Below are 17,430 nucleotides of genomic sequence, written 5' to 3' on the forward strand. Positions count from 1 at the left end.
CGAAGGCGCACCACAAAATGCTGGACGTATCGGGTCTTCACGCAGGCTACGGGGCCATCCCCGTGCTGCACGACATCTCGCTGAAGATCGCACAAGGCGAATCGGTCGGCATCCTCGGCCACAACGGCATGGGCAAGACCACCATGCTGCGCACGCTGATCGGCGCGCTGCGTGCCACATCGGGCACCGTGCGCTTCGGCGATGCCGACGTCACGCGCCTTGCGCCGCATGCGCGAGCCCGCCTCGGCATGGCCTACGTGCCGCAGGGGCGCGAGATCTTTCCGACGCTGAGCGCGATGGACAACCTGCGCATGGGCCTGGTGAAGACCGGCGAGCGCACGCTGCACACCATCGAGGGGCTGCTGGAGGACTTTCCGCGCCTCAAGCCGCTGCTCGAACGGCCCGGCGGTTCGCTCTCGGGCGGCGAGCAGCAACTGCTGGCACTGGCCCGCGCACTGGCCGGAAAGCCCACGCTGCTGCTGCTCGACGAGCCCACCGAAGGCATCCAGCCTTCGATCATCGAGGAGATCGCCGAAACGCTGGCGGCGCTGCGCGACCGCATGAAGCTCACGATCGTGCTGGTGGAGCAGAACCTCGAATTCATCGCCGCCGTGTCGCAGCGAGTGCTCGTCATCAAGCGCGGCCAGATCGGCGGGGAGATCCCGCGCGAGCACCTCGGCGATTTCGAAATCATGAGTCAATACACAGGAGTCCATGGATGAGCAACGAACTGCATTACCTCGAGCTGGTGGACATCGGCCAGCGCATCCAGCGCAAGGAGCTCTCGCCGGTCGAGGTCACGCAAGCGCAGCTCGACCGCATCGGCAAGGTCGACGGCGCGCTGAAAAGCTATGCGATGGTGACGGCCGAACAGGCGCTGGCCGAAGCGCGCCGCGCCGAGGCGGAGATCGCAAAGGGCCAGATTCGCGGGCCGCTGCATGGCGTGCCGGTCGCGGTAAAGGATCTGTGCTGGACCGAGGGCGTGGCCACCGCCGCCGGCATGACGCTCTACCGGGACTTCGTGCCCACCGAAGACGGCACGGCCGTGCGCAAGCTGCGCGAGGCCGGCGCCGTGATCCTCGGCAAGCTGCAGCTCACCGAGAGCGCGTATGCCGACCACCACCCCACAGTCACGCCGCCGGTCAATCCGTGGAATGCGGCGCACTGGTCGGGCGCGTCGTCGAGCGGCTCGGGCGTCGCGACCGCGGCGGGGCTTTGCTATGGCTCGCTGGGCACCGACACGGGAGGCTCGATCCGCTTCCCCAGCGCCGCCAACGGGCTCACCGGCCTCAAGCCGACCTGGGGCCGCGTGAGCCGCCACGGCGCCTTTGAGCTGGCCGCCACACTCGACCACATCGGCCCGATGACGCGCAGCGCCGCCGATGCGGGCGCGATGCTCGGCGCCATCGCGGGCGCCGACCCCAAGGACCCGACCGCGAGCCTGGCGGCCGTGCCCAACTACCTGGCGGGCATGCAGCGGGGCCTGCGCGGCTTGCGCGTGGGCATCGATGCGCGCTGGAATGGCGAGGGCGTCGATGCGCAGACCCTGAAGGTGATGGAAGGCGCGCTCGCGGCCGTGCGCGAGCTGGGCGCCGAAGTGCGCGAAGTTGCCTTCCCCGACCCGGCGCAGGTCATCGCCGACTGGTTTCCGCTCTGCGGCATCGAGGCGGCCGTGGTGCACGAGTCGACCTACCCCGCACGCAAGGACATGTACGGCCCGGCCCTGTCCGGCCTGCTCGACCTCGGCCGCGCACAGAGCGGCATGGACTACCAGAAGATCGTGCTGAACCGCCATGCCTTCAGCGGCCGGGTGCGGGCGATGTTCGAGGGCATCGACCTGCTGCTGGTGCCGGCCCACGGCGTGGCGTCGCCCACGCTCGCGCGCATGGCCACTTTCGGCGAGGATGCCGCGCTGATGTCCGCCATGCTGCGCTATACCTGCCCCTTCGACATGAGCGGCAGCCCCACGATCACGCTGCCGGGCGGCTTCACCGAGGCCGGCACGCCGGTTGCCTTCCAGTTCGTCGCCCGCCATTTCGAGGAAGAACTGCTGGTGCGCGCGGGCTGGGCCTTTCAGCAGGCGACCGACTGGCACCAGCGGCATCCGGCGCTTTGAAGGCGTACGACACGATCATCGTGGGCGCCGGCACAGCAGGCTGCGTGCTGGCGAACCGGCTGTCGGCCGATCCGGCCCGCAAGGTGCTGCTGCTCGAGGCGGGCAGGGCCGCGCCCCGCGCCTCCAGCATTCCGGCGCTGTGGTCGTCGATGCTGAACACCGAGGTGGACTGGAGCTTTCATACCGAGCCGCAGCCGGGTTGCAAAGGAAGGCGCCTGTACTGGCCCAGAGGCAGGATGGTCGGCGGATCGGGCGCCCTGAACGCGATGATCTACATGCGCGGCGTGCCCTCCGACTACGACCGCTGGGCAGCGGCCGGATGCGCCGGGTGGAGCTGGAAAGAGGTACTGCCGTTCTTCAAGCGGTCCGAGCAGAACCTTCGACTTGGCGCTTCGCCCCTGCACGGCGGCGAAGGGGAACTGGTCGTCTCCGACATCGCGCACGTCGACGCGGTGGAGCGCCTCTGGCTGCAGGCCGCGCAGGCAGCCGGCTTGCCGGCGAACGAAGATTTCAATGGCCCGCGCCAGGAAGGCGTCGGGCTGTTCCAGGCCACGGTGAAGGACGGCGCGCGCTTCGGCACCGGCAGTGCGTTCCTGGCGCCCGCGCTGGCGCGTCCCAACCTGTCCCTGCACACCGGCGTGACGCTCCTGCGCCTGATCTTCGAAGGTACGCGCGCGACCGGCGTGGAGTTTCTTCACAACGGGATTCCCGGACGCGTCACCGCCTCTTCCGAGGTGGTGCTCTGTGCAGGCGCCGTGGGCTCGCCTCACCTGCTGCTGAACTCGGGCATCGGTGCGGCCGACGAGCTTTCCCGTGTCGGCATACGCCCGCTGATCGACCTGCCCGGCGTCGGCAAGAACCTGCAGGACCACGTCAATGCCTCCATCACCTGTGCCACGCACGAGCGGTTCGGCATTGCACAGGCTGCGGACGAGGAAGCGGCGCTTCACATGAAGCTGTGGGAGCAAGACCGCAGCGGACCGCTCGCCTCGAACTGGTCTTCATGCGGGGGCTTCGCGCGCGTCGAACCCGGCACCGGCGACCCCGACCTGCAGCTCTATTGCATCCCCAGCGCCAACCGCGACCACAACCGCCATCTCTCGGCAGGCCCGGGCATCACGCTTTTCTCGGTCCTGCAGCGACCGCGGAGCCATGGCGAGCTGCGCCTGCGTTCCGCCGATCCGCTCGAAGCGCCGGCCATCGACCCTCGGTACTTCAGCGACGTGCAGGGCAGCGACCTGCAGCTTCTGGTGGAAGGCATCCGCCTGAACCGGGAGATCTTGCGCCAGGCGCCCATCGCCGAACACCTCGGCGATGAGATTTCAGCCAGTGCGGGCGCAGTCACCGATGCGCAGCTGCGCGATTTCGTTCGCGGCCACGCATCCACCCTGTATCACCCGACCAGCACCTGCAAGATGGGCATCGACGACCTGGCAGTCGTGGACCCGACGTTGAAGGTTCACGGCATCGAAGGCCTGTATGTGGCCGATGCCTCGGTGTTCCCCTGCATGGTTTCGGGCAACACGAATGCGCCGACGGTGATGGTGGCGGAGCGTGCGGCGCACTTCATCGCCCCCTGAGTCGCCCGTTACCGGCTCAAGGCAATGAGGCTCCACACGATCGCCACGAGCTGGGCGAGGTTGATCAGGATTGCGGTGATGTGGGTCCTGCGGAATCCCGGGATCGCATCCATGTAGTTGGACTGGATCTGCGCCCCGAGCGCGTCCATCTTGGGAATGACCTTCTTGCGCAGCGCGACGGCAATCAACGCCAGCGCCGCAGCACCCACCGCGAGCCCCGGGCGACCCGCAAATGCAAAGCTGACGGCCGTTGCAGCCGCGGTAACGAATGCGGCGCGGTAGTAGATGTTGAAGAAGCCACGCACAAAGCGGGCGTCGAGCGGCGTGTCGTGCTTCAGCACCAGGAGCGGGATGGAACCCATGATGAAGTAAGCCGTCGTGACGAGGAGTGCCACTGTGAAGAACAGGGCGGCAAACATGGCAGCAGACATCTTGGTTTTCCTCCACGCCATGGGGCTTGGGACGACCGGCACATTATGGGCATTGACCCGCTGCCGTCCACTGGTGGCTGCCCTGCCCCGGGGTCATCGGCTATCGTCCTGTTCATGTCGCTCGCGCAACCCTCACTCACCGGCCCTCGCCTTCTGCTGCGCCCGCTGCTCGCTTCCGACGCGGCGGCGCTCGTCGAGGCAGCCTCCGACGGCGAACTCTGGAGCCTGCCGTTCACCGTCGTGCCCTCGGCCAAAACCGTCGATGCCTACATCGGCAACGCCCTCGCCGGCCGGGACGCCGGCACTGTGATGCCCTTCGCCACCGTGCTGCGCGAGACCGGCAAGGTCATCGGCTCCACGCGCTTCTGGAAGATCGACCGCATCAACCGCAAGCTGGAAATCGGCAGCACCTGGATCGCGGCCTCATGGCAGAAGACCTTCGTCAACACCGAGGCCAAGCTGCTGATGCTGCGCTACGCTTTCGAAGAACTGCAATGCGTGCGCGTACAGCTCACCACCGACGAGATCAATGCCAAGTCGCGCGCGGCCATCCTTCGGCTCGGTGCGAAGCAGGAAGGCGTCGTGCGCAACGAACGGATCATGCCGGACGGCCGCAAGCGCAATTCGGTGCGCTTCAGCATCATCGACGACGAGTGGCCGGCGGTAAAACAGCAACTGGAAGCGCGGCTTGGCGCAACGGAGGGACCCAGAGGATGAGTCATTCGGTCATACCCACATCGGAAGAGCACTTCGAAGGCTTGCATCGTGCAGTCGACGTCGTCGCTCGCGAACACAAGTACCTGGCGCTGATCGAGGCGCCGCCGCTCGAACAATCGATCGCCTTCTATCGCGACGTGCTGGCCAACGATTTCCCGCATTTCGTGGCCTTGCATGGCCGGGCCGTGGTCGGCTGGTGTGACGTCGCGCCGGTCTTCGGGCATTCGAGGGCGCACATCGGCGTGCTCGGCATCGCGCTGCTGCCCGAGGCGCGGCACAAGGGGCTCGGCGCCGCGCTGCTGCAGGCCGCCATCGACAAGTCATGGACGCGCGGACTGACGCGCATCGCGCTGTCGGTTCGCACCGACAACCTCAACGCCAAAGCGCTGTACGAAAGATTCGGGTTCGAGCTCGAAGGCACGTACCGCCGCGCCAACCTGATCGACGGCGTGTATTACGACGCCCACGCCATGGCCCTGCTTCGCTAGACTGGACAGCGTCGTCGAACGGAGAGTGCCCATGTGCCGCAGCATCAAGACCCTCTACAACTTCGAGCCGCCGGCCACCGAGCAGGAGATCCGCGCCGCCGCGCTGCAGTTCGTGCGCAAGCTCAGCGGCTTCAGCGTGCCGTCCAGGGCGAATGAAGAAGCCTTCGAGCGAGCGGTCGATGAAATGGCCGCCACCGCGGCGCGGCTGATCGACTCGCTGGTCACCACGGCCGAGCCGCGCGATCGGGCCATCGAAGCCGAGCGCGCCAAGGCCCGCGCCGCCGTGCGCTTCGGCAGCAGCACCGCCGGATAACCTGCCGCCAGCGTCGCGGCATCGCCTTTGATATGGTGCTCTCCAGCACCACCATGCGAATTCCGAGCGTATGAAAAAGACCTACACGGGCGGCTGCCATTGCGGCGCCGTTCGATTCGAAGCCGATATCGACCTGAGCCTGGGCACCCTGCGCTGCAACTGCTCGATCTGCACCAAGACCCGCTTCTGGCCCGCCATCGTCGCGACCGATGCCTTCCGGCTGATCGAAGGCGAATCCGAACTCAGCGAGCAGATGCTCGACACCCGCAACAGCCACTACATCGTCTGCAGGCATTGCAGCGTGCGCTCCTTTGGCGTGGGCCATTCGCCCGAGACCGGCGCGAGCGCCTATGGCGTGAACGTGACCTGCCTGGACGACATGGACCTCGACGACCTCGCCAACTCGCCGATAAGCTACGTGGACGGACACCGCGGCACCTGGCACATCGCGCGCACAGCCATCGGAATCTGACGAAGAGAACCGCTTCCCGCACAAACCACCATCTGGAGATATGCACATGCCCATCGAACTCTGGCTCGCCTTCGTCGCGGCCTCCGCCGTCATGCTGATCATTCCGGGGCCGACCATCCTGACGGTGATCAGCTATTCCATGTCGCACGGCCGCCGCGCCAACGTGCCGCTGGTGGCGGCCGTGGCGCTCGGCGACTCGACGGCGCTGGTGGTGTCGCTGCTGGGGCTGGGCGCGTTGCTGGCCACATCGGCCTTCTGGTTCACGGTAGTCAAGTGCGTGGGCGGGCTGTACCTGCTGTACCTCGGCATCAAGCTGCTGCGCGCGGGCATCTCGTCCACCGAGGTGGCCGCGCCGGCCGCGCCCGCATCGCGGCTGCGGCTGTTCGCCAACACCTACCTGGTGACGGCGCTGAACCCGAAGGGCATCGTGTTCTTCGTGGCCTTCCTGCCGCAGTTCATCAGCCCGGCGGCCGACGTGACGCGCCAGCTCTGGGTGCTGGCCGTCACCTTCGTGGTGCTGGCGGCGACCAACGCGACGCTCTATGCAGTGTTCGCTGGCTCGGCGCGCAAGCTGCTGTCGTCGCCGCGCGCGCAGCGGCGCTTCAACTTCGCGGGTGGCTCGCTGCTGAGCGCGGCGGGTATCTGGGCGCTGATGGCTCGCCGGCCGGTGTAGCCAACCCGCGCAGCCCCATGAAAAAGGCCGCGAAGCGTCATGCTTCGCGGCCTTTTCTTTCGTTGCCGCTCAGTTGCGGTACGGGTTGTTCGGATTGCGGTCGTAGCGGTTGGGAACACCGTCGTTGTCACGGTCCCTGTCGTAGCGGTTCGGCACGCCGTCGCGGTCACGGTCGCCGTAGTGCTGGCCGCGCGGCGGCGGCGGACGGTCGTAGGGTGCGACCACACAGCCGGCCAGGATGGCCGATGCGGCCAGCAGGATCGCCAATGTCTTCGTCATGTGAGTTCTCCTTGGAGTGTTTGTGAAACCGGGGTTCGCCTCCTGCGAGCCGGTACTGCATTGAAGGCCACGCCGGTACGCGTTGGGTTTCCGCATTGAAGCCCCCGAGTGAAGTTCGTTACCGGATGTGGAACCTGCAGAGAACTCTGAGCCGGAGTTCCAGCTCCGGCAAGGCGGCGGGCCACCCGTCCCCGAGTAGGCGAGGTTCCCGTGGTGCATCGCCGAGAATGTCGTGGCCTCACGCCTTTCGGACACGAATCTTTTCGATGCAGCTCGCGCCCCTCATTCCCGCCCGCAAGACCCTCGCCGCTGCCTTGCTGACCGTGGCTTGCGCGCACCCTGCCTGGGCCCTCGTCAGCTTCGAGGAAGTGAAGCGCGATTTCCGCTCGTCCGACACCGCGGTGCTCGACCGCAACGGCGAACTGCTGCAGCGCGTGCGCACCGACCCCACCGTGCGTCGCGGCCAGTGGACCGCGCTGGCCGATGTGTCGCCAGCGCTGCGCACGGCCATGGTGCTGAGCGAGGACAAGCGCTTCTACGAGCACAGCGGCATCGACTGGCGCGCAGTTTCGGCGGCCGCCTGGGGCAACTTGTGGAACACGCGCACGCGCGGCGCCTCGACCATCACGATGCAGCTGTCAGGCCTGCTCGACGAAGACCTGCGCCGCAACTCGGGCGGGCGCAGCTTCACGCAGAAGATCGGGCAGACGGTGGCGGCCGCGCAGCTGGAGCGCAACTGGCGCAAGGACCAGATCCTGGAGGCGTACCTCAACACCGTGCCGTTCCGCGGCGAGATCGTGGGCATCGACGCGCTCTCGCGCACGCTGTTCGGCAAGGCGCCGAGCGGGCTCGATGCGCGCGAGGCGGCCGTTGCGTCGGCGCTGGTGCGCGCGCCGAATGCCAAGCCCGCCGTGGTGGCGCAGCGCGCCTGCGAGGTGCTGCACGCGATGGAGCCGCAGCAGAAGACCGACTGCGAGGCGCTCGACATGTTCACCAGCGCGGCGGTGCAGCGAAAGGCCTTCGAGGCGAACGAAGGGATTGCGCCGCATGCGGCGCGGCGTGTGCTGCGGGAGTTGAGGGACGCGAATGCGGGGGCAGCCCCCACCCCGGCCATCGCCCAGCGCCCGAAGGAGAAAGACAGGGAAGTCGGCGTGCGAACGACGCTGCGCGCACCGCTGCAGCGCTTTGCGCTCGACTCCCTGCAGCGCCACCTGCGCGAATTGCGCGAGCGCCATGTGGAAGACGGTTCGCTCGTCGTGCTCGACAACGCAACGGGCGAAGTGCTCGCCTGGGTCGGCTCCTCCGGTCCGCTGAGCCAGGCGGCCGAGGTCGATGGCGTCACCGCCTTGCGCCAGCCTGGCTCCACGCTCAAGCCTCTGCTCTACGGCCAGGCGATTGCCGAGCGGCGCATCACCGCAGCCTCGCTGATCGAGGACTCGTCGGCACAGATCAGCACCGCCAGCGGCCTCTACATTCCGCAGAACTACGACCGTCGCTTCAAGGGCCCGGTGTCGGCGCGCACCGCGCTGGCAGCGTCGCTCAATGTGCCAGCGGTGCGCACGCTGGTGATGGTGTCGCCCGAGGCCTTCGCGCGCGAGCTGCGCGCCGCCGGCCTGCCGCTGCGCGAGAGCGGCGACTACTACGGCTACAGCCTCGCGCTCGGCAGCGCCGAGGTGTCGCTGCTGTCGCTCACCAATGCCTACCGCATGCTGGCCAACGGCGGGCGCTACGGCACGACGACACTGACCGCGCGGCCACCTGTGCCTGCGGACAAGACGAAGGCAGTCGCCCCGCCGCTGCTCGACCCGCGCGCCGCCTTCATCGTCGGCGACATCCTCTCCGACCCGAACGCGCGCACGCGCACCTTCGGCCTCGACAGCATCCTCTCCACCCGCTTCTGGACGGCCGTGAAGACCGGCACCAGCAAGGACATGCGCGACAACTGGGCCGTGGGCTGGTCGCAGCGCTACACGGTGGGCGTGTGGGTCGGCAACGCCAGCGGCGAATCGATGTGGGACGTGAGCGGCACCAGCGGCGCCGCGCCGGTGTGGGCCGAGGTGATGCGCTTCCTGCACGCACGCGAGCCGAGCCGCGCACCCGCGCCGCCGCCGGGCCTCGTCGAAACGCGCGTGAGCTTCGGCCCCGGCGCCGACGGCAACCCGCTCGAAGCGGCGCGCAGCGAATGGTTCCTGCAAGGCACCGAGCAGCCGCTGTTCGCGCTCGACACCGGCATGGCGGCCGACACCGTCTCGGCGCGCATCACCGCGCCGACCGACGGCACCATCATCGCGCTCGACCCCGACATTCCGCCCCAGCGCCAGCGCGTGCGCTTCGACTCGGAAGGCCGCGGCGTGCAGTGGCGCGTCGACGGCAAGCCCTTTGCGCGCGGCAACAGCGTGCAGTGGTTTCCCTGGCCGGGGCGCCACGTGATCGAACTGGTGGACGCCAACGGCAAGGTGGTCGACCAGCGCCGGCTCGAAGTGCGCGGCGCGGGCGTGGTGACGAAAAGCGCGCGCCGGTAATTGGCCCGGTTGCCGTCCGGGCCAATCACCGGATGTACAGTCCGGGCTTCGGACGGCAAAATTCGTCCAATCATTGAATGACCAGGCCCACCTGATGCTTGCCCAAGCCCCTCGCACATCCCTGGCGGACACCGCCGCCGACAGCATCCGCGCCGAAATCTCCGCCGGCCGCTGGGCCGTCGGCTCCCGCATTCCCATCGAGCCGCAGCTCGCGCAACTGCTGGGCGTGAGCCGCGGCACGGTGCGCGAGGCGGTCAAGACGCTGGTGTCGCGCGGGCTGCTCGAAGTGCGCCAGGGCTCGGGCACTTACGTTCGCTCAGGGTTCGACCCGTCTTCCAGCCTGCAGAAGATGCGCCTGGCCAGCCTGCGCGACCAGTTCGAGGTGCGCCGCGCACTCGAAGTGGAGGCCGCGCGGCTCGCGGCCGTGCGCCACACGGCGCGCGACCTGCGCCGCCTGCACACCCTGCTGGACAAGCGCGGCACCTTCGACGCCAGCGACAACGGCGCGGGCTTCATCGAACGCGACCTCGCCTTTCACCTCGCCATCGTCGACGTGTCGGGCAATCTCGCCCTGGCCGAAACCTGCCGCTTCATCACGGGCTACATCAAGGAAACCATCGCGAGCTCGCTGGGCAGCAGCAACCTGCCCGAGCCCGACGAAGCCGCGCACCGCGCCATCGTCGAAGGCATTGCCAGCCGCGACCCCGACGTGGCCGCCGCGGCGGTGCGCACCTTCATGGCGCCGATGATCAACGCGCTGGCGCTGGGCTCGTGATGAGTTCGGCCACTTTCGCGCCGGGCAACGGCGCCACTACGCGCCACGCAAGCAACGACCTGCTGATCGACGCCGAAGCCGACAGCCTGCCCATGCCGCGCCCCACACCCGCACCAACACTCGCCCGCCGAATCCTGCTCGGCGCGAGCGTGGTGCTGATCGCCTTCAACCTGCGCCCGGTGTTCGCCAGCCTCTCGGTGGTGCTGCCGGAAATCATCAAGGCCACCGGGCTCTCGTCCACCGCCGCGAGCCTGCTGACCACGCTGCCGATCGTCTGCCTCGGCGTGTTCGCGCCGCTCGCGCCCGGCCTGGGCCGGCGCTTCGGCACAGAGCGCACGCTGCTCGCGTGCATGGTGCTGATCCTGGTCGGCACGGTGCTGCGCGGCACCGGCAACATTCCGCTGCTGTTCCTGGCCTCGGCCATCGCGGGCAGCGGCATCGCGGTGTCGAACGTGCTGCTGTCAGGCCTGGTGAAGCGCGACTTCGCGGCGCAGGCGGCGCTGATGATGGGCCTGTACACCATGGCCGTGTGCGGCGGCGCGGCCAGCGCCGCCGGCCTCACGGTGCCCATCGAGCACGCGCTGGGCGGCGGCTGGACCATGGCGCTCGCTATGTGGGCGCTGCCGGCCGCGCTGGTCACGCTGATCTGGGCGCCGCAGGCGCTGCCGCTCAAGCCTGTGGCGAGCGAATCGGGCTTCACGGTGCGTGGCCTGTGGCGCGACAGGCTGGCGTGGCAGGTCACCTTCTTCATGGGGCTGCAATCAGCCCTTGCCTACATCGTGATGGGCTGGCTCGCGCCGATATTGCGCGAGCGCGGCCTCGGCAGCGAAACAGCCGGCTACGTGGTGTCGCTGTCGGTCATGACGCAGGTGGTCACCTGCCTCGTGGTGCCGGCGCTGGCGGTGAAGCTGCGCAACCAGCGCGGGCTGGCCGTGGTGCTGGCGATGCTCACGGTGGGCGCCATGCTGGCGATGCTGTTCGCGCCGCTCGGTGGGGTATGGGCCTGGGCCGTGCTGCTGGGCATTGCGCAGGGCGGCACCTTCGCGCTGGCGCTCACGATGATCGTGCTGCGCTCGCCCGACTCGCACGTGGCCGCGCACCTCTCGGGCATGGCGCAGGGCGTGGGCTACATGGTGGCGGCCTTCGGTCCGCTGGTGGCCGGGCTGCTGCACGGCTGGACGGGGAGCTTTCGCGCCTCGTCGTGGCTCTTCATCGGGCTGGGCATCGCGCTCGTCGTCGCGGGGCTGGGCGCCGGCCGCACGATGCACGTGGGCACGACGACCGTGCCCCGGCACTGAGCAGGTCTGCTGCCTTACTGCGGCCCGCCGCAGAAATCCGCGCGTTCGGTGGTCTTCGCGGTGAAGCGGATGCGTGTGCTGCTCGCTGAGCTTTTCGGCTCGTTCTGCGGCCACTCGCTCTGCAGCCAGGTGTATTGCCACTCGTACGACGCACCCGGCTTCGCGGCTTCGCCGTAGGCGATGCGCAGGCTGCCGTTGCTTTCGTCGTGGCAGTGCTTCGAGGTCTTGTATTCCTTCTCGCTGAAGCAGGCGCGGATCATCTTGAAGCACGAGAACGGAATGCCTTCTTGCACGGCCTTGCCGCCTTCGAGCGGGATGAAGTCGGCCGTGTCGAACGAGGCGCCGCCGCCGGAGTACCCCTCGAACACGGTCTGCAGCACGGCCACGGCCCACTTGCCTTCAGCCAGCGGGTAGAGCGCGGGCGCAAGTGACAGGTGCGTGTCGGGCCGGTCGGCGTCCTTCTTCAGGCCCTGCGCGTAGTCCGAGAAGTCATGGAGGCGATCGAGCTGCCAGCTCTTCGCATCGATGCCTCGCTTGATGCGCGCCATGACCAACGGCTCGCCGGAGAGCACCACATAGTCATTGGGCGAAGCGCCGCGCGGGCGGTACAGGCCGAGCTCCTGCACGTCGCAGGGCTGCGGCAGCAAGGCGCAGAGGTGCGCTCGCCATTGCGCATCGAGCGACTCGGGCTTCTTCACGGCATCGAACACCTGCGCGGACGGCGCGGCGAGCACGGGGGCGGCGCACGGCAGGGCGAGCAGCAGCGGCAACAGCTTTTTCATGGAGCCGAATGGTAGCCACGGCCTGGGCGTTGCGCGAGGGTCGCTTGCTAAAGTCGGCTCCGACCATGAATCTTTCTTCTCCTCCCCTCCTCCGGATCGATGCGCTGCGCTTCGCGTACCCCGACCAGCCTGCGCTGGTGTCGAACTGGAGCGCATCCATCGGCCCGGGCGTCACGCTGCTCTATGGCGACACCGGCACCGGCAAATCAGCGCTGCTCCAGGTGATTGCAGGCACGCTGCCCGCCATCGGGCGGCTGACGATGTCGGGGGTGAGCCTCGATGCCGCGCCCGAGGCCTATCGCCGCCAGGTGTTCTTCGTCGATCCGGTGACCGACCGCTTCGACCAGCTCACCGCACGCGAATGCACGGCCTCGCTCGTCGAGGGCGACGCAGGCTTCAGCGACGCGAAGTGGCAGGCCATTGCCGACGGCTTTGCGCTCGCCCCGCATCTGGACAAGAAGATGTTCATGCTCTCGACCGGTTCGAAGCGCAAGGTGTGGATGGCAGCCGGGCTTGCATCGGGCCGCCCGCTCATCCTGCTCGACGAGCCGACGGCCGGGCTCGATGCACCGTCGACCCGCTGCCTGTGGGCCACTCTTACCGGCTTTTCGGCGCAGTCAGAGCAGGCGGTCATCGTGGCCAGCGCGGCGCGCATCGACACGATGCCGCTCGCGGCCACCATCGAGCTTCCGCTGGGCTGAAGCTTCTCTTCAGGCCGCGTCGAAGTTCGTGCTGCGGCTCACGGCCTCCCAGGCCTCCATGTCCTTGAGCAGCGCCTGCGCATGCGCACGCACCGCATCGACCGAATCGTCGCCCAGTTGCAGGCGCAGCGGCGTGTGTTCGGCGTCCAGCGCCTTTTCGATGGCTGCCGCGGCCTTGCGCGGATCGCCGGCCTGCGTGTTGTGCATGGTGTGCGCGAACTCGCGCGTGGCGCCCACCACCGGCTGGTAGGCCTCGATCACCGGCATGTGGCGCATGCCGCTGCCCGCGAGCTGCGTGCGGAACTGGCCCGGCTCGACGATCAGCACCTTGATGCCGAAGGGCGCCACTTCCTGCGCCAGCGCTTCCGAGGCGCCTTCCAGCGCGAACTTGGAGGCCGAGTACGCGCTGAAGCCCGAGAACGACAACTGCCCGCCCAGGCTGGAGATGTTGACGATAGCGCCCGACTGCTGCGCGCGCAGCACCGGCAGCGCGGCGCGGGTGACGGCCATGGCGCCGAAGAAGTTGGTGTTCATCAGGGCGCGCAGCTCGGCGTCGGGAGTTTCTTCTAGCGCGCCGACCACGCCGTAGCCGGCGTTGTTGATGAGCACGTCGATACGGCCGAAGCGCGCGACCGCGGCTTGAACGGCGGCTTCGGCTGCGCCGGCTGCGTCCACGTCGAGCGGCGTGGCCAGCACGCGGCCGGGCGCCAGCGCCACGAGATCGGCGAGGCGGCCGGCGTCGCGGGCGGTGGCGACCACGTTGTGGCCCTGCGCCAGCGCGTGTTCGGCAAAGGCGTGGCCGAAGCCGGAAGCAGCGCCGGTGATGAACCAGGTCTTGCGGGTTTCGGGAGTGGTGGCGGTGGTGGACATGAGGCTGGCTCCTTCGGTGTTTGCGGGTTGTTGGAGAGGCATGGCGTGACTGTTCCAGCAATCGCATTCATCGACTAGACGGTTCAAATCGAATGCACCTTGCGATACGATGCACGAATGGACCGCACCCTGCTCCCGCACCTCGCGATCGTGCTGGCGGTGCACCGGCGCGGCGGCTTCGCGGCTGCCGCGGCCGAACTGGGCATGAGCGCCTCGGCCGTGAGCCACGCGGTGCGCGCCGTCGAAGACCACCTGGGCCAGCCGCTGTTCGCACGCACCACCCGCAGCGTGCGGCTCACCGAGGCCGGCGCCAGCTTCATCGGCATGCTCGGCCCCGCCATGGGCGAGATTGCCGATGCGGTCGACCGCTTTGGTGAAGCATTGGGGCGCGTGAGCGGCGTGCTGCGCATCAACGCGCCGCACGTGGCGCTGCCACTGGCCATGACGCCGCTGGTGGCCGAAATGTCGCGCCGCCACCCCGAACTCACGGTCGAAATTACCTGCGACGACGGCCTGGCCGACATCGTCGCCGGCGGCCATGACGCGGGCGTGCGGCTGGGGCACACCGTGGCGCAAGACATGGTCGCCGTGCGGCTCACGCCGCCCTTCCAGGCCATCATGGTGGCCACGCCGCGCTACCTGGCCACGGCCGGCGAGCCGCGCAACATCGACGCACTGCAGCAGCACAACTGCATCGGCTTCCGGTTCGTCACATCAGGCGGCGTGTACGCCTGGGACCTGCGCGACAAGGGCGCCCACGTGTCGGTCGAGGTGCCGGGCACGGTGCGCGTCACCGACGCGCTGTATGCCCGTGATCTGGCACTGGCCGACGTGGGCATTGCCTACATCTTCGAGCCGCTGGTGCGCGCCGAACTGCGCGACGGCCGCCTGCGGCAGCTGCTGCCGCGCACGGCTTTCGACGAGCCGGGGCTGTTTTTGTACTTTCCGCGCCGCGCGGCGCAGGCACCCAAGCTGCGCGCTTTTGTCGACCTGGCGCGGGAAATGCTGAAGCCTTAAGACGCCCTCCAGTGGGGGGCATCGGGCCCAGCCCGGCCAAACCCGGCCCCAGCCGGGCGACAATCGGGGATTCCGGCGAAAACACCCCTATCCCCGTTCCGCCGGAAGTTCCAGCCAACCCGACAACCCAGGATCTACGGAAGCAAGCGCATGAGCTCGAAGCAACCCACCATCGTCTACACCCTCACCGACGAGGCGCCCCTGCTGGCGACCTACGCGTTTCTGCCCATCATCCGCGCCTTCACCAACCCGGCCGGCATCAACGTGGCCACCAGTGACATCTCCGTGGCGGCCCGCATCCTGGGCGAATTTCCCGAGTTGCTGAGCGACGACCAGAAGGTGCCCGACAACCTGGCCGAACTGGGCAAGCTCACGCTCAAGCCCGAGGCCAACATCATCAAGCTGCCCAACATCAGCGCCTCGGTGTCCCAGCTCAAGTCGGCCATCAAGGAACTGCAGGGCAAGGGCTACAAGATCCCCGACTACCCCGAGAACCCGACCTCGGACGAGGACAAGGACATCCGCGCGCGCTACAACAAGTGCACCGGCAGCGCGGTGAACCCGGTGCTGCGCGAAGGCAACTCCGACCGCCGCGCGCCCAAGGCGGTCAAGGAATACGCACGCAAGAACCCGCACAGCATGGCCGACTGGAGCCAGGCCTCGCGCTCGCACGTCTCGCACATGCACGGCGGCGACTTCTACCATGGCGAAAAGTCCATGACGCTGGACCGCGCGCGCAACGTCAAGATGGAGCTGATCACCAAGAGCGGCAAGACCATCGTGCTCAAGCCCAAGGTCGCGCTGCTGGACCGCGAGGTCATCGACTCCATGTTCATGAGCAAGAAGGCACTGCTGGCCTTCTATGAAAAGGAGATCGAGGACGCGCACAAGACCGGCGTCATGTTCTCGCTGCACGTCAAGGCCACCATGATGAAGGTCTCGCACCCCATCGTGTTCGGCCACTGCGTGAAGATCTTCTACAAGGAAGCCTTCGAGAAGCACGGCAAGCTGTTCGACGAGCTGGGCATCAACGTCAACAACGGCATGATCGATCTCTACAACAAGATCGCCACCCTGCCGCAGAGCACGCAGGACGAGATCAAGCGCGACCTGCACGCCTGCCATGAGGGCCGCCCCGAACTGGCCATGGTCGACTCGGCCAAGGGCATCACCAACTTCCATTCGCCCAACGACGTGATCGTGGACGCCTCGATGCCCGCGATGATCCGCAACGGCGGCAAGATGTGGGGCGCCGACGGCCGCCTGAAGGACGTCAAGGCCGTGATGCCCGAATCGACCTTCGCCCGCATCTACCAGGAGATCATCAACTTCTGCAAGTGGCACGGCGCCTTCGACCCCAAGACCATGGGCACGGTGCCCAACGTGGGCCTCATGGCCCAGAAGGCCGAGGAATACGGCTCGCACGACAAGACCTTCGAGATCCCGGAGGACGGCGTCGCCAACATCACCGACCTGGACAGCGGCGAAGTGCTGATGAGCGAGAACGTGGAGCAAGGCGACATCTGGCGCATGTGCCAGGTCAAGGACGCCGCGATCCGCGACTGGGTCAAGCTGGCCGTTACCCGTGCGCGCAACTCGGGCATGCCGGTGGTGTTCTGGCTGGACGCCTACCGCCCGCACGAGGCGCAGCTGATCACCAAGGTCAAGATGTACCTGCACGAGCACAACACCTCGGGCCTGGACATTCAGATCATGAGCCAGGTGCGTGCCATGCGCTACACGCTGGAGCGCGTCGTGCGCGGCCTGGACACCATCAGCGCCACCGGCAACATCCTGCGCGACTACCTGACCGACCTGTTCCCCATCATGGAACTGGGTACCTCGGCCAAGATGCTGTCGATCGTGCCGCTGATGGCCGGCGGCGGCCTGTACGAGACCGGCGCGGGCGGCTCGGCCCCCAAGCACGTGCAGCAGCTGGTGGAAGAAAACCACCTGCGCTGGGACTCGCTGGGCGAATTCCTTGCGCTGGCCGTGAGCCTGGAAGACCTGGGCCTGAAGACCGGCAACAAGAAAGCCGCCATCCTGGCCAAGACGCTCGACACCGCCACCGGCAAGCTGCTCGACAACAACAAGAACCCGTCGCCCAAGACCGGCCAGCTCGACAACCGCGGCAGCCAGTTCTACCTGGCCATGTACTGGGCGCAGGAACTCGCCGCGCAAACGGACGACAAGGAACTGCAGGCCCAGTTCGTGAAGCTGGCCGGCACGCTCGCCAGCAACGAGCAGAAGATCGTCGACGAACTCTCGGCCGTGCAGGGCAAGCCGGTGGACATCGGCGGCTACTACCTGGCGGACCCCGCCAAGTTCGAAGCCGTGATGCGCCCGAGCGCCACGCTCAACGCGGCGCTGGCGTCGGCCCAGGGCTGATGGGTATC

18 protein-coding genes are annotated in these 17,430 nt (G+C 67.8%); 14 read left to right on the forward strand and 4 right to left on the reverse strand.

Features of this window, described 5'->3' with window-relative positions; translation table 11 throughout:
- Positions 1-17: 17 nt before the first annotated feature.
- Genes BLW48_RS01585 through BLW48_RS01595 form a run of 3 tightly spaced genes read left to right on the forward strand, consistent with a single transcriptional unit; the run spans position 18 to position 3,696 of the window.
- On the forward strand, positions 18-722 hold the full coding sequence (locus BLW48_RS01585; RefSeq protein WP_093172238.1) for an ABC transporter ATP-binding protein: 705 nt from the start codon (positions 18-20) through the stop codon (positions 720-722).
- Positions 719-2,116 carry an amidase gene (locus tag BLW48_RS01590; RefSeq protein WP_093172240.1) on the forward strand — a complete coding sequence of 466 codons (1,398 nt, stop codon included), beginning with the start codon at positions 719-721 and terminating at the stop codon, positions 2,114-2,116. Before BLW48_RS01585 ends, BLW48_RS01590 begins: the two co-directional genes overlap by 4 nt.
- Positions 2,113-3,696 carry a GMC family oxidoreductase gene (locus BLW48_RS01595; RefSeq protein ID WP_093172242.1) on the forward strand — a complete coding sequence of 528 codons (1,584 nt, stop codon included), beginning with the start codon at positions 2,113-2,115 and terminating at the stop codon, positions 3,694-3,696. Before BLW48_RS01590 ends, BLW48_RS01595 begins: the two co-directional genes overlap by 4 nt.
- A gap of 8 nt (positions 3,697-3,704) precedes the next feature.
- Here the strand turns inward: BLW48_RS01595 and BLW48_RS01600 are convergent, their stop codons facing one another.
- A complete protein-coding gene (locus BLW48_RS01600; RefSeq protein ID WP_256330673.1) occupies positions 3,705-4,115 on the reverse strand; it encodes a hypothetical protein in 411 nt (136 codons plus the stop codon).
- A 126-nt stretch (positions 4,116-4,241) separates the two neighbouring features.
- On the opposite strand from BLW48_RS01600, the gene BLW48_RS01605 reads away from it, so the two are divergent.
- The 5 genes from BLW48_RS01605 to BLW48_RS01625 all read left to right on the forward strand — a co-directional run bounded on the left by BLW48_RS01605 (position 4,242) and on the right by BLW48_RS01625 (position 6,790).
- Positions 4,242-4,844: a GNAT family N-acetyltransferase gene (locus tag BLW48_RS01605; RefSeq protein ID WP_093172244.1), complete on the forward strand. Its 603-nt coding sequence runs from the start codon at positions 4,242-4,244 to the stop codon at positions 4,842-4,844.
- Positions 4,841-5,332, forward strand: coding sequence for a GNAT family N-acetyltransferase (locus BLW48_RS01610; RefSeq protein WP_093172246.1), 492 nt, complete (start codon positions 4,841-4,843; stop codon positions 5,330-5,332). Before BLW48_RS01605 ends, BLW48_RS01610 begins: the two co-directional genes overlap by 4 nt.
- A gap of 31 nt (positions 5,333-5,363) precedes the next feature.
- Positions 5,364-5,645: a DUF2277 domain-containing protein gene (locus BLW48_RS01615; protein WP_093172248.1), complete on the forward strand. Its 282-nt coding sequence runs from the start codon at positions 5,364-5,366 to the stop codon at positions 5,643-5,645.
- Between the two features lie 70 nt (positions 5,646-5,715).
- Positions 5,716-6,117: a GFA family protein gene (locus BLW48_RS01620; RefSeq protein ID WP_093172250.1), complete on the forward strand. Its 402-nt coding sequence runs from the start codon at positions 5,716-5,718 to the stop codon at positions 6,115-6,117.
- Positions 6,118-6,163: 46 nt separating this feature from the next.
- Positions 6,164-6,790, forward strand: coding sequence for a LysE family translocator (locus BLW48_RS01625; RefSeq protein WP_093050364.1), 627 nt, complete (start codon positions 6,164-6,166; stop codon positions 6,788-6,790).
- A 69-nt stretch (positions 6,791-6,859) separates the two neighbouring features.
- Here BLW48_RS01625 and BLW48_RS01630 read toward each other — a convergent pair whose 3' ends face one another.
- A complete protein-coding gene (locus BLW48_RS01630; RefSeq protein WP_093049198.1) occupies positions 6,860-7,069 on the reverse strand; it encodes a thrombospondin type 3 repeat-containing protein in 210 nt (69 codons plus the stop codon).
- 266 nt (positions 7,070-7,335) lie between these two features.
- Between BLW48_RS01630 and pbpC the strand changes: the two genes are divergently transcribed.
- The 3 genes from pbpC (at position 7,336) to BLW48_RS01645 (ending at position 11,664) form a co-directional block, all read left to right on the forward strand.
- Positions 7,336-9,591, forward strand: coding sequence for a penicillin-binding protein 1C (gene pbpC / locus BLW48_RS01635; protein ID WP_093172252.1), 2,256 nt, complete (start codon positions 7,336-7,338; stop codon positions 9,589-9,591).
- A gap of 94 nt (positions 9,592-9,685) precedes the next feature.
- The gene (locus tag BLW48_RS01640) at positions 9,686-10,366 is read left to right on the forward strand and encodes a FadR/GntR family transcriptional regulator (RefSeq protein ID WP_093049192.1); all 681 of its coding nucleotides are present in this window, start codon (positions 9,686-9,688) and stop codon (positions 10,364-10,366) included.
- Positions 10,366-11,664 carry a CynX/NimT family MFS transporter gene (locus BLW48_RS01645; protein ID WP_093049190.1) on the forward strand — a complete coding sequence of 433 codons (1,299 nt, stop codon included), beginning with the start codon at positions 10,366-10,368 and terminating at the stop codon, positions 11,662-11,664. The genes BLW48_RS01640 and BLW48_RS01645 overlap by 1 nt, the downstream gene beginning before the upstream one ends.
- 14 nt (positions 11,665-11,678) lie before the next feature.
- Here BLW48_RS01645 and BLW48_RS01650 read toward each other — a convergent pair whose 3' ends face one another.
- The gene (locus BLW48_RS01650; RefSeq protein WP_093172253.1) at positions 11,679-12,446 is read right to left on the reverse strand and encodes a hypothetical protein; all 768 of its coding nucleotides are present in this window, start codon (positions 12,444-12,446) and stop codon (positions 11,679-11,681) included.
- Between the two features lie 65 nt (positions 12,447-12,511).
- On the opposite strand from BLW48_RS01650, the gene BLW48_RS01655 reads away from it, so the two are divergent.
- Positions 12,512-13,147, forward strand: coding sequence for an ABC transporter ATP-binding protein (locus tag BLW48_RS01655; protein WP_093173211.1), 636 nt, complete (start codon positions 12,512-12,514; stop codon positions 13,145-13,147).
- A 9-nt stretch (positions 13,148-13,156) separates the two neighbouring features.
- Here BLW48_RS01655 and BLW48_RS01660 read toward each other — a convergent pair whose 3' ends face one another.
- Positions 13,157-14,017, reverse strand: a complete 861-nt coding sequence (locus BLW48_RS01660; RefSeq protein WP_093172255.1) for an oxidoreductase — start codon at positions 14,015-14,017, stop codon at positions 13,157-13,159.
- 117 nt (positions 14,018-14,134) lie between these two features.
- On the opposite strand from BLW48_RS01660, the gene BLW48_RS01665 reads away from it, so the two are divergent.
- Together BLW48_RS01665 and BLW48_RS01670 are read left to right on the forward strand one after the other, a co-directional pair.
- Positions 14,135-15,034, forward strand: coding sequence for a LysR family transcriptional regulator (locus BLW48_RS01665; protein WP_093172257.1), 900 nt, complete (start codon positions 14,135-14,137; stop codon positions 15,032-15,034).
- Between the two features lie 150 nt (positions 15,035-15,184).
- Entirely contained in the window at positions 15,185-17,422 is a 2,238-nt protein-coding gene (locus tag BLW48_RS01670) for an NADP-dependent isocitrate dehydrogenase (protein ID WP_093049177.1), read from the forward strand.
- The last annotated feature ends 8 nt before the right edge of the window (positions 17,423-17,430 follow it).

Source organism: Variovorax sp. YR266, assembly GCF_900107295.1.
In the GTDB taxonomy this organism is placed as follows: domain Bacteria; phylum Pseudomonadota; class Gammaproteobacteria; order Burkholderiales; family Burkholderiaceae_C; genus Variovorax.

Bases quoted from the DNA above. Each gene is read 5' to 3' on its own strand.
- BLW48_RS01585 (WP_093172238.1), top strand. From the start codon at position 18: ATGCTGGACGTATCGGGTCTTCACGCAGGCTACGGGGCCATCCCCGTG.
- BLW48_RS01590 (WP_093172240.1), top strand. From the start codon at position 719: ATGAGCAACGAACTGCATTACCTCGAGCTGGTGGACATCGGCCAGCGC.
- BLW48_RS01600 (WP_256330673.1), bottom strand. From the start codon at position 4,115: ATGTTTGCCGCCCTGTTCTTCACAGTGGCACTCCTCGTCACGACGGCT.
- BLW48_RS01605 (WP_093172244.1), top strand. From the start codon at position 4,242: ATGTCGCTCGCGCAACCCTCACTCACCGGCCCTCGCCTTCTGCTGCGC.
- BLW48_RS01610 (WP_093172246.1), top strand. From the start codon at position 4,841: ATGAGTCATTCGGTCATACCCACATCGGAAGAGCACTTCGAAGGCTTG.
- BLW48_RS01615 (WP_093172248.1), top strand. From the start codon at position 5,364: ATGTGCCGCAGCATCAAGACCCTCTACAACTTCGAGCCGCCGGCCACC.
- BLW48_RS01620 (WP_093172250.1), top strand. From the start codon at position 5,716: ATGAAAAAGACCTACACGGGCGGCTGCCATTGCGGCGCCGTTCGATTC.
- BLW48_RS01625 (WP_093050364.1), top strand. From the start codon at position 6,164: ATGCCCATCGAACTCTGGCTCGCCTTCGTCGCGGCCTCCGCCGTCATG.
- BLW48_RS01630 (WP_093049198.1), bottom strand. From the start codon at position 7,069: ATGACGAAGACATTGGCGATCCTGCTGGCCGCATCGGCCATCCTGGCC.
- pbpC (WP_093172252.1), top strand. From the start codon at position 7,336: ATGCAGCTCGCGCCCCTCATTCCCGCCCGCAAGACCCTCGCCGCTGCC.
- BLW48_RS01640 (WP_093049192.1), top strand. From the start codon at position 9,686: ATGCTTGCCCAAGCCCCTCGCACATCCCTGGCGGACACCGCCGCCGAC.
- BLW48_RS01645 (WP_093049190.1), top strand. From the start codon at position 10,366: ATGAGTTCGGCCACTTTCGCGCCGGGCAACGGCGCCACTACGCGCCAC.
- BLW48_RS01650 (WP_093172253.1), bottom strand. From the start codon at position 12,446: ATGAAAAAGCTGTTGCCGCTGCTGCTCGCCCTGCCGTGCGCCGCCCCC.
- BLW48_RS01655 (WP_093173211.1), top strand. From the start codon at position 12,512: ATGAATCTTTCTTCTCCTCCCCTCCTCCGGATCGATGCGCTGCGCTTC.
- BLW48_RS01660 (WP_093172255.1), bottom strand. From the start codon at position 14,017: ATGTCCACCACCGCCACCACTCCCGAAACCCGCAAGACCTGGTTCATC.
- BLW48_RS01665 (WP_093172257.1), top strand. From the start codon at position 14,135: ATGGACCGCACCCTGCTCCCGCACCTCGCGATCGTGCTGGCGGTGCAC.
- BLW48_RS01670 (WP_093049177.1), top strand. From the start codon at position 15,185: ATGAGCTCGAAGCAACCCACCATCGTCTACACCCTCACCGACGAGGCG.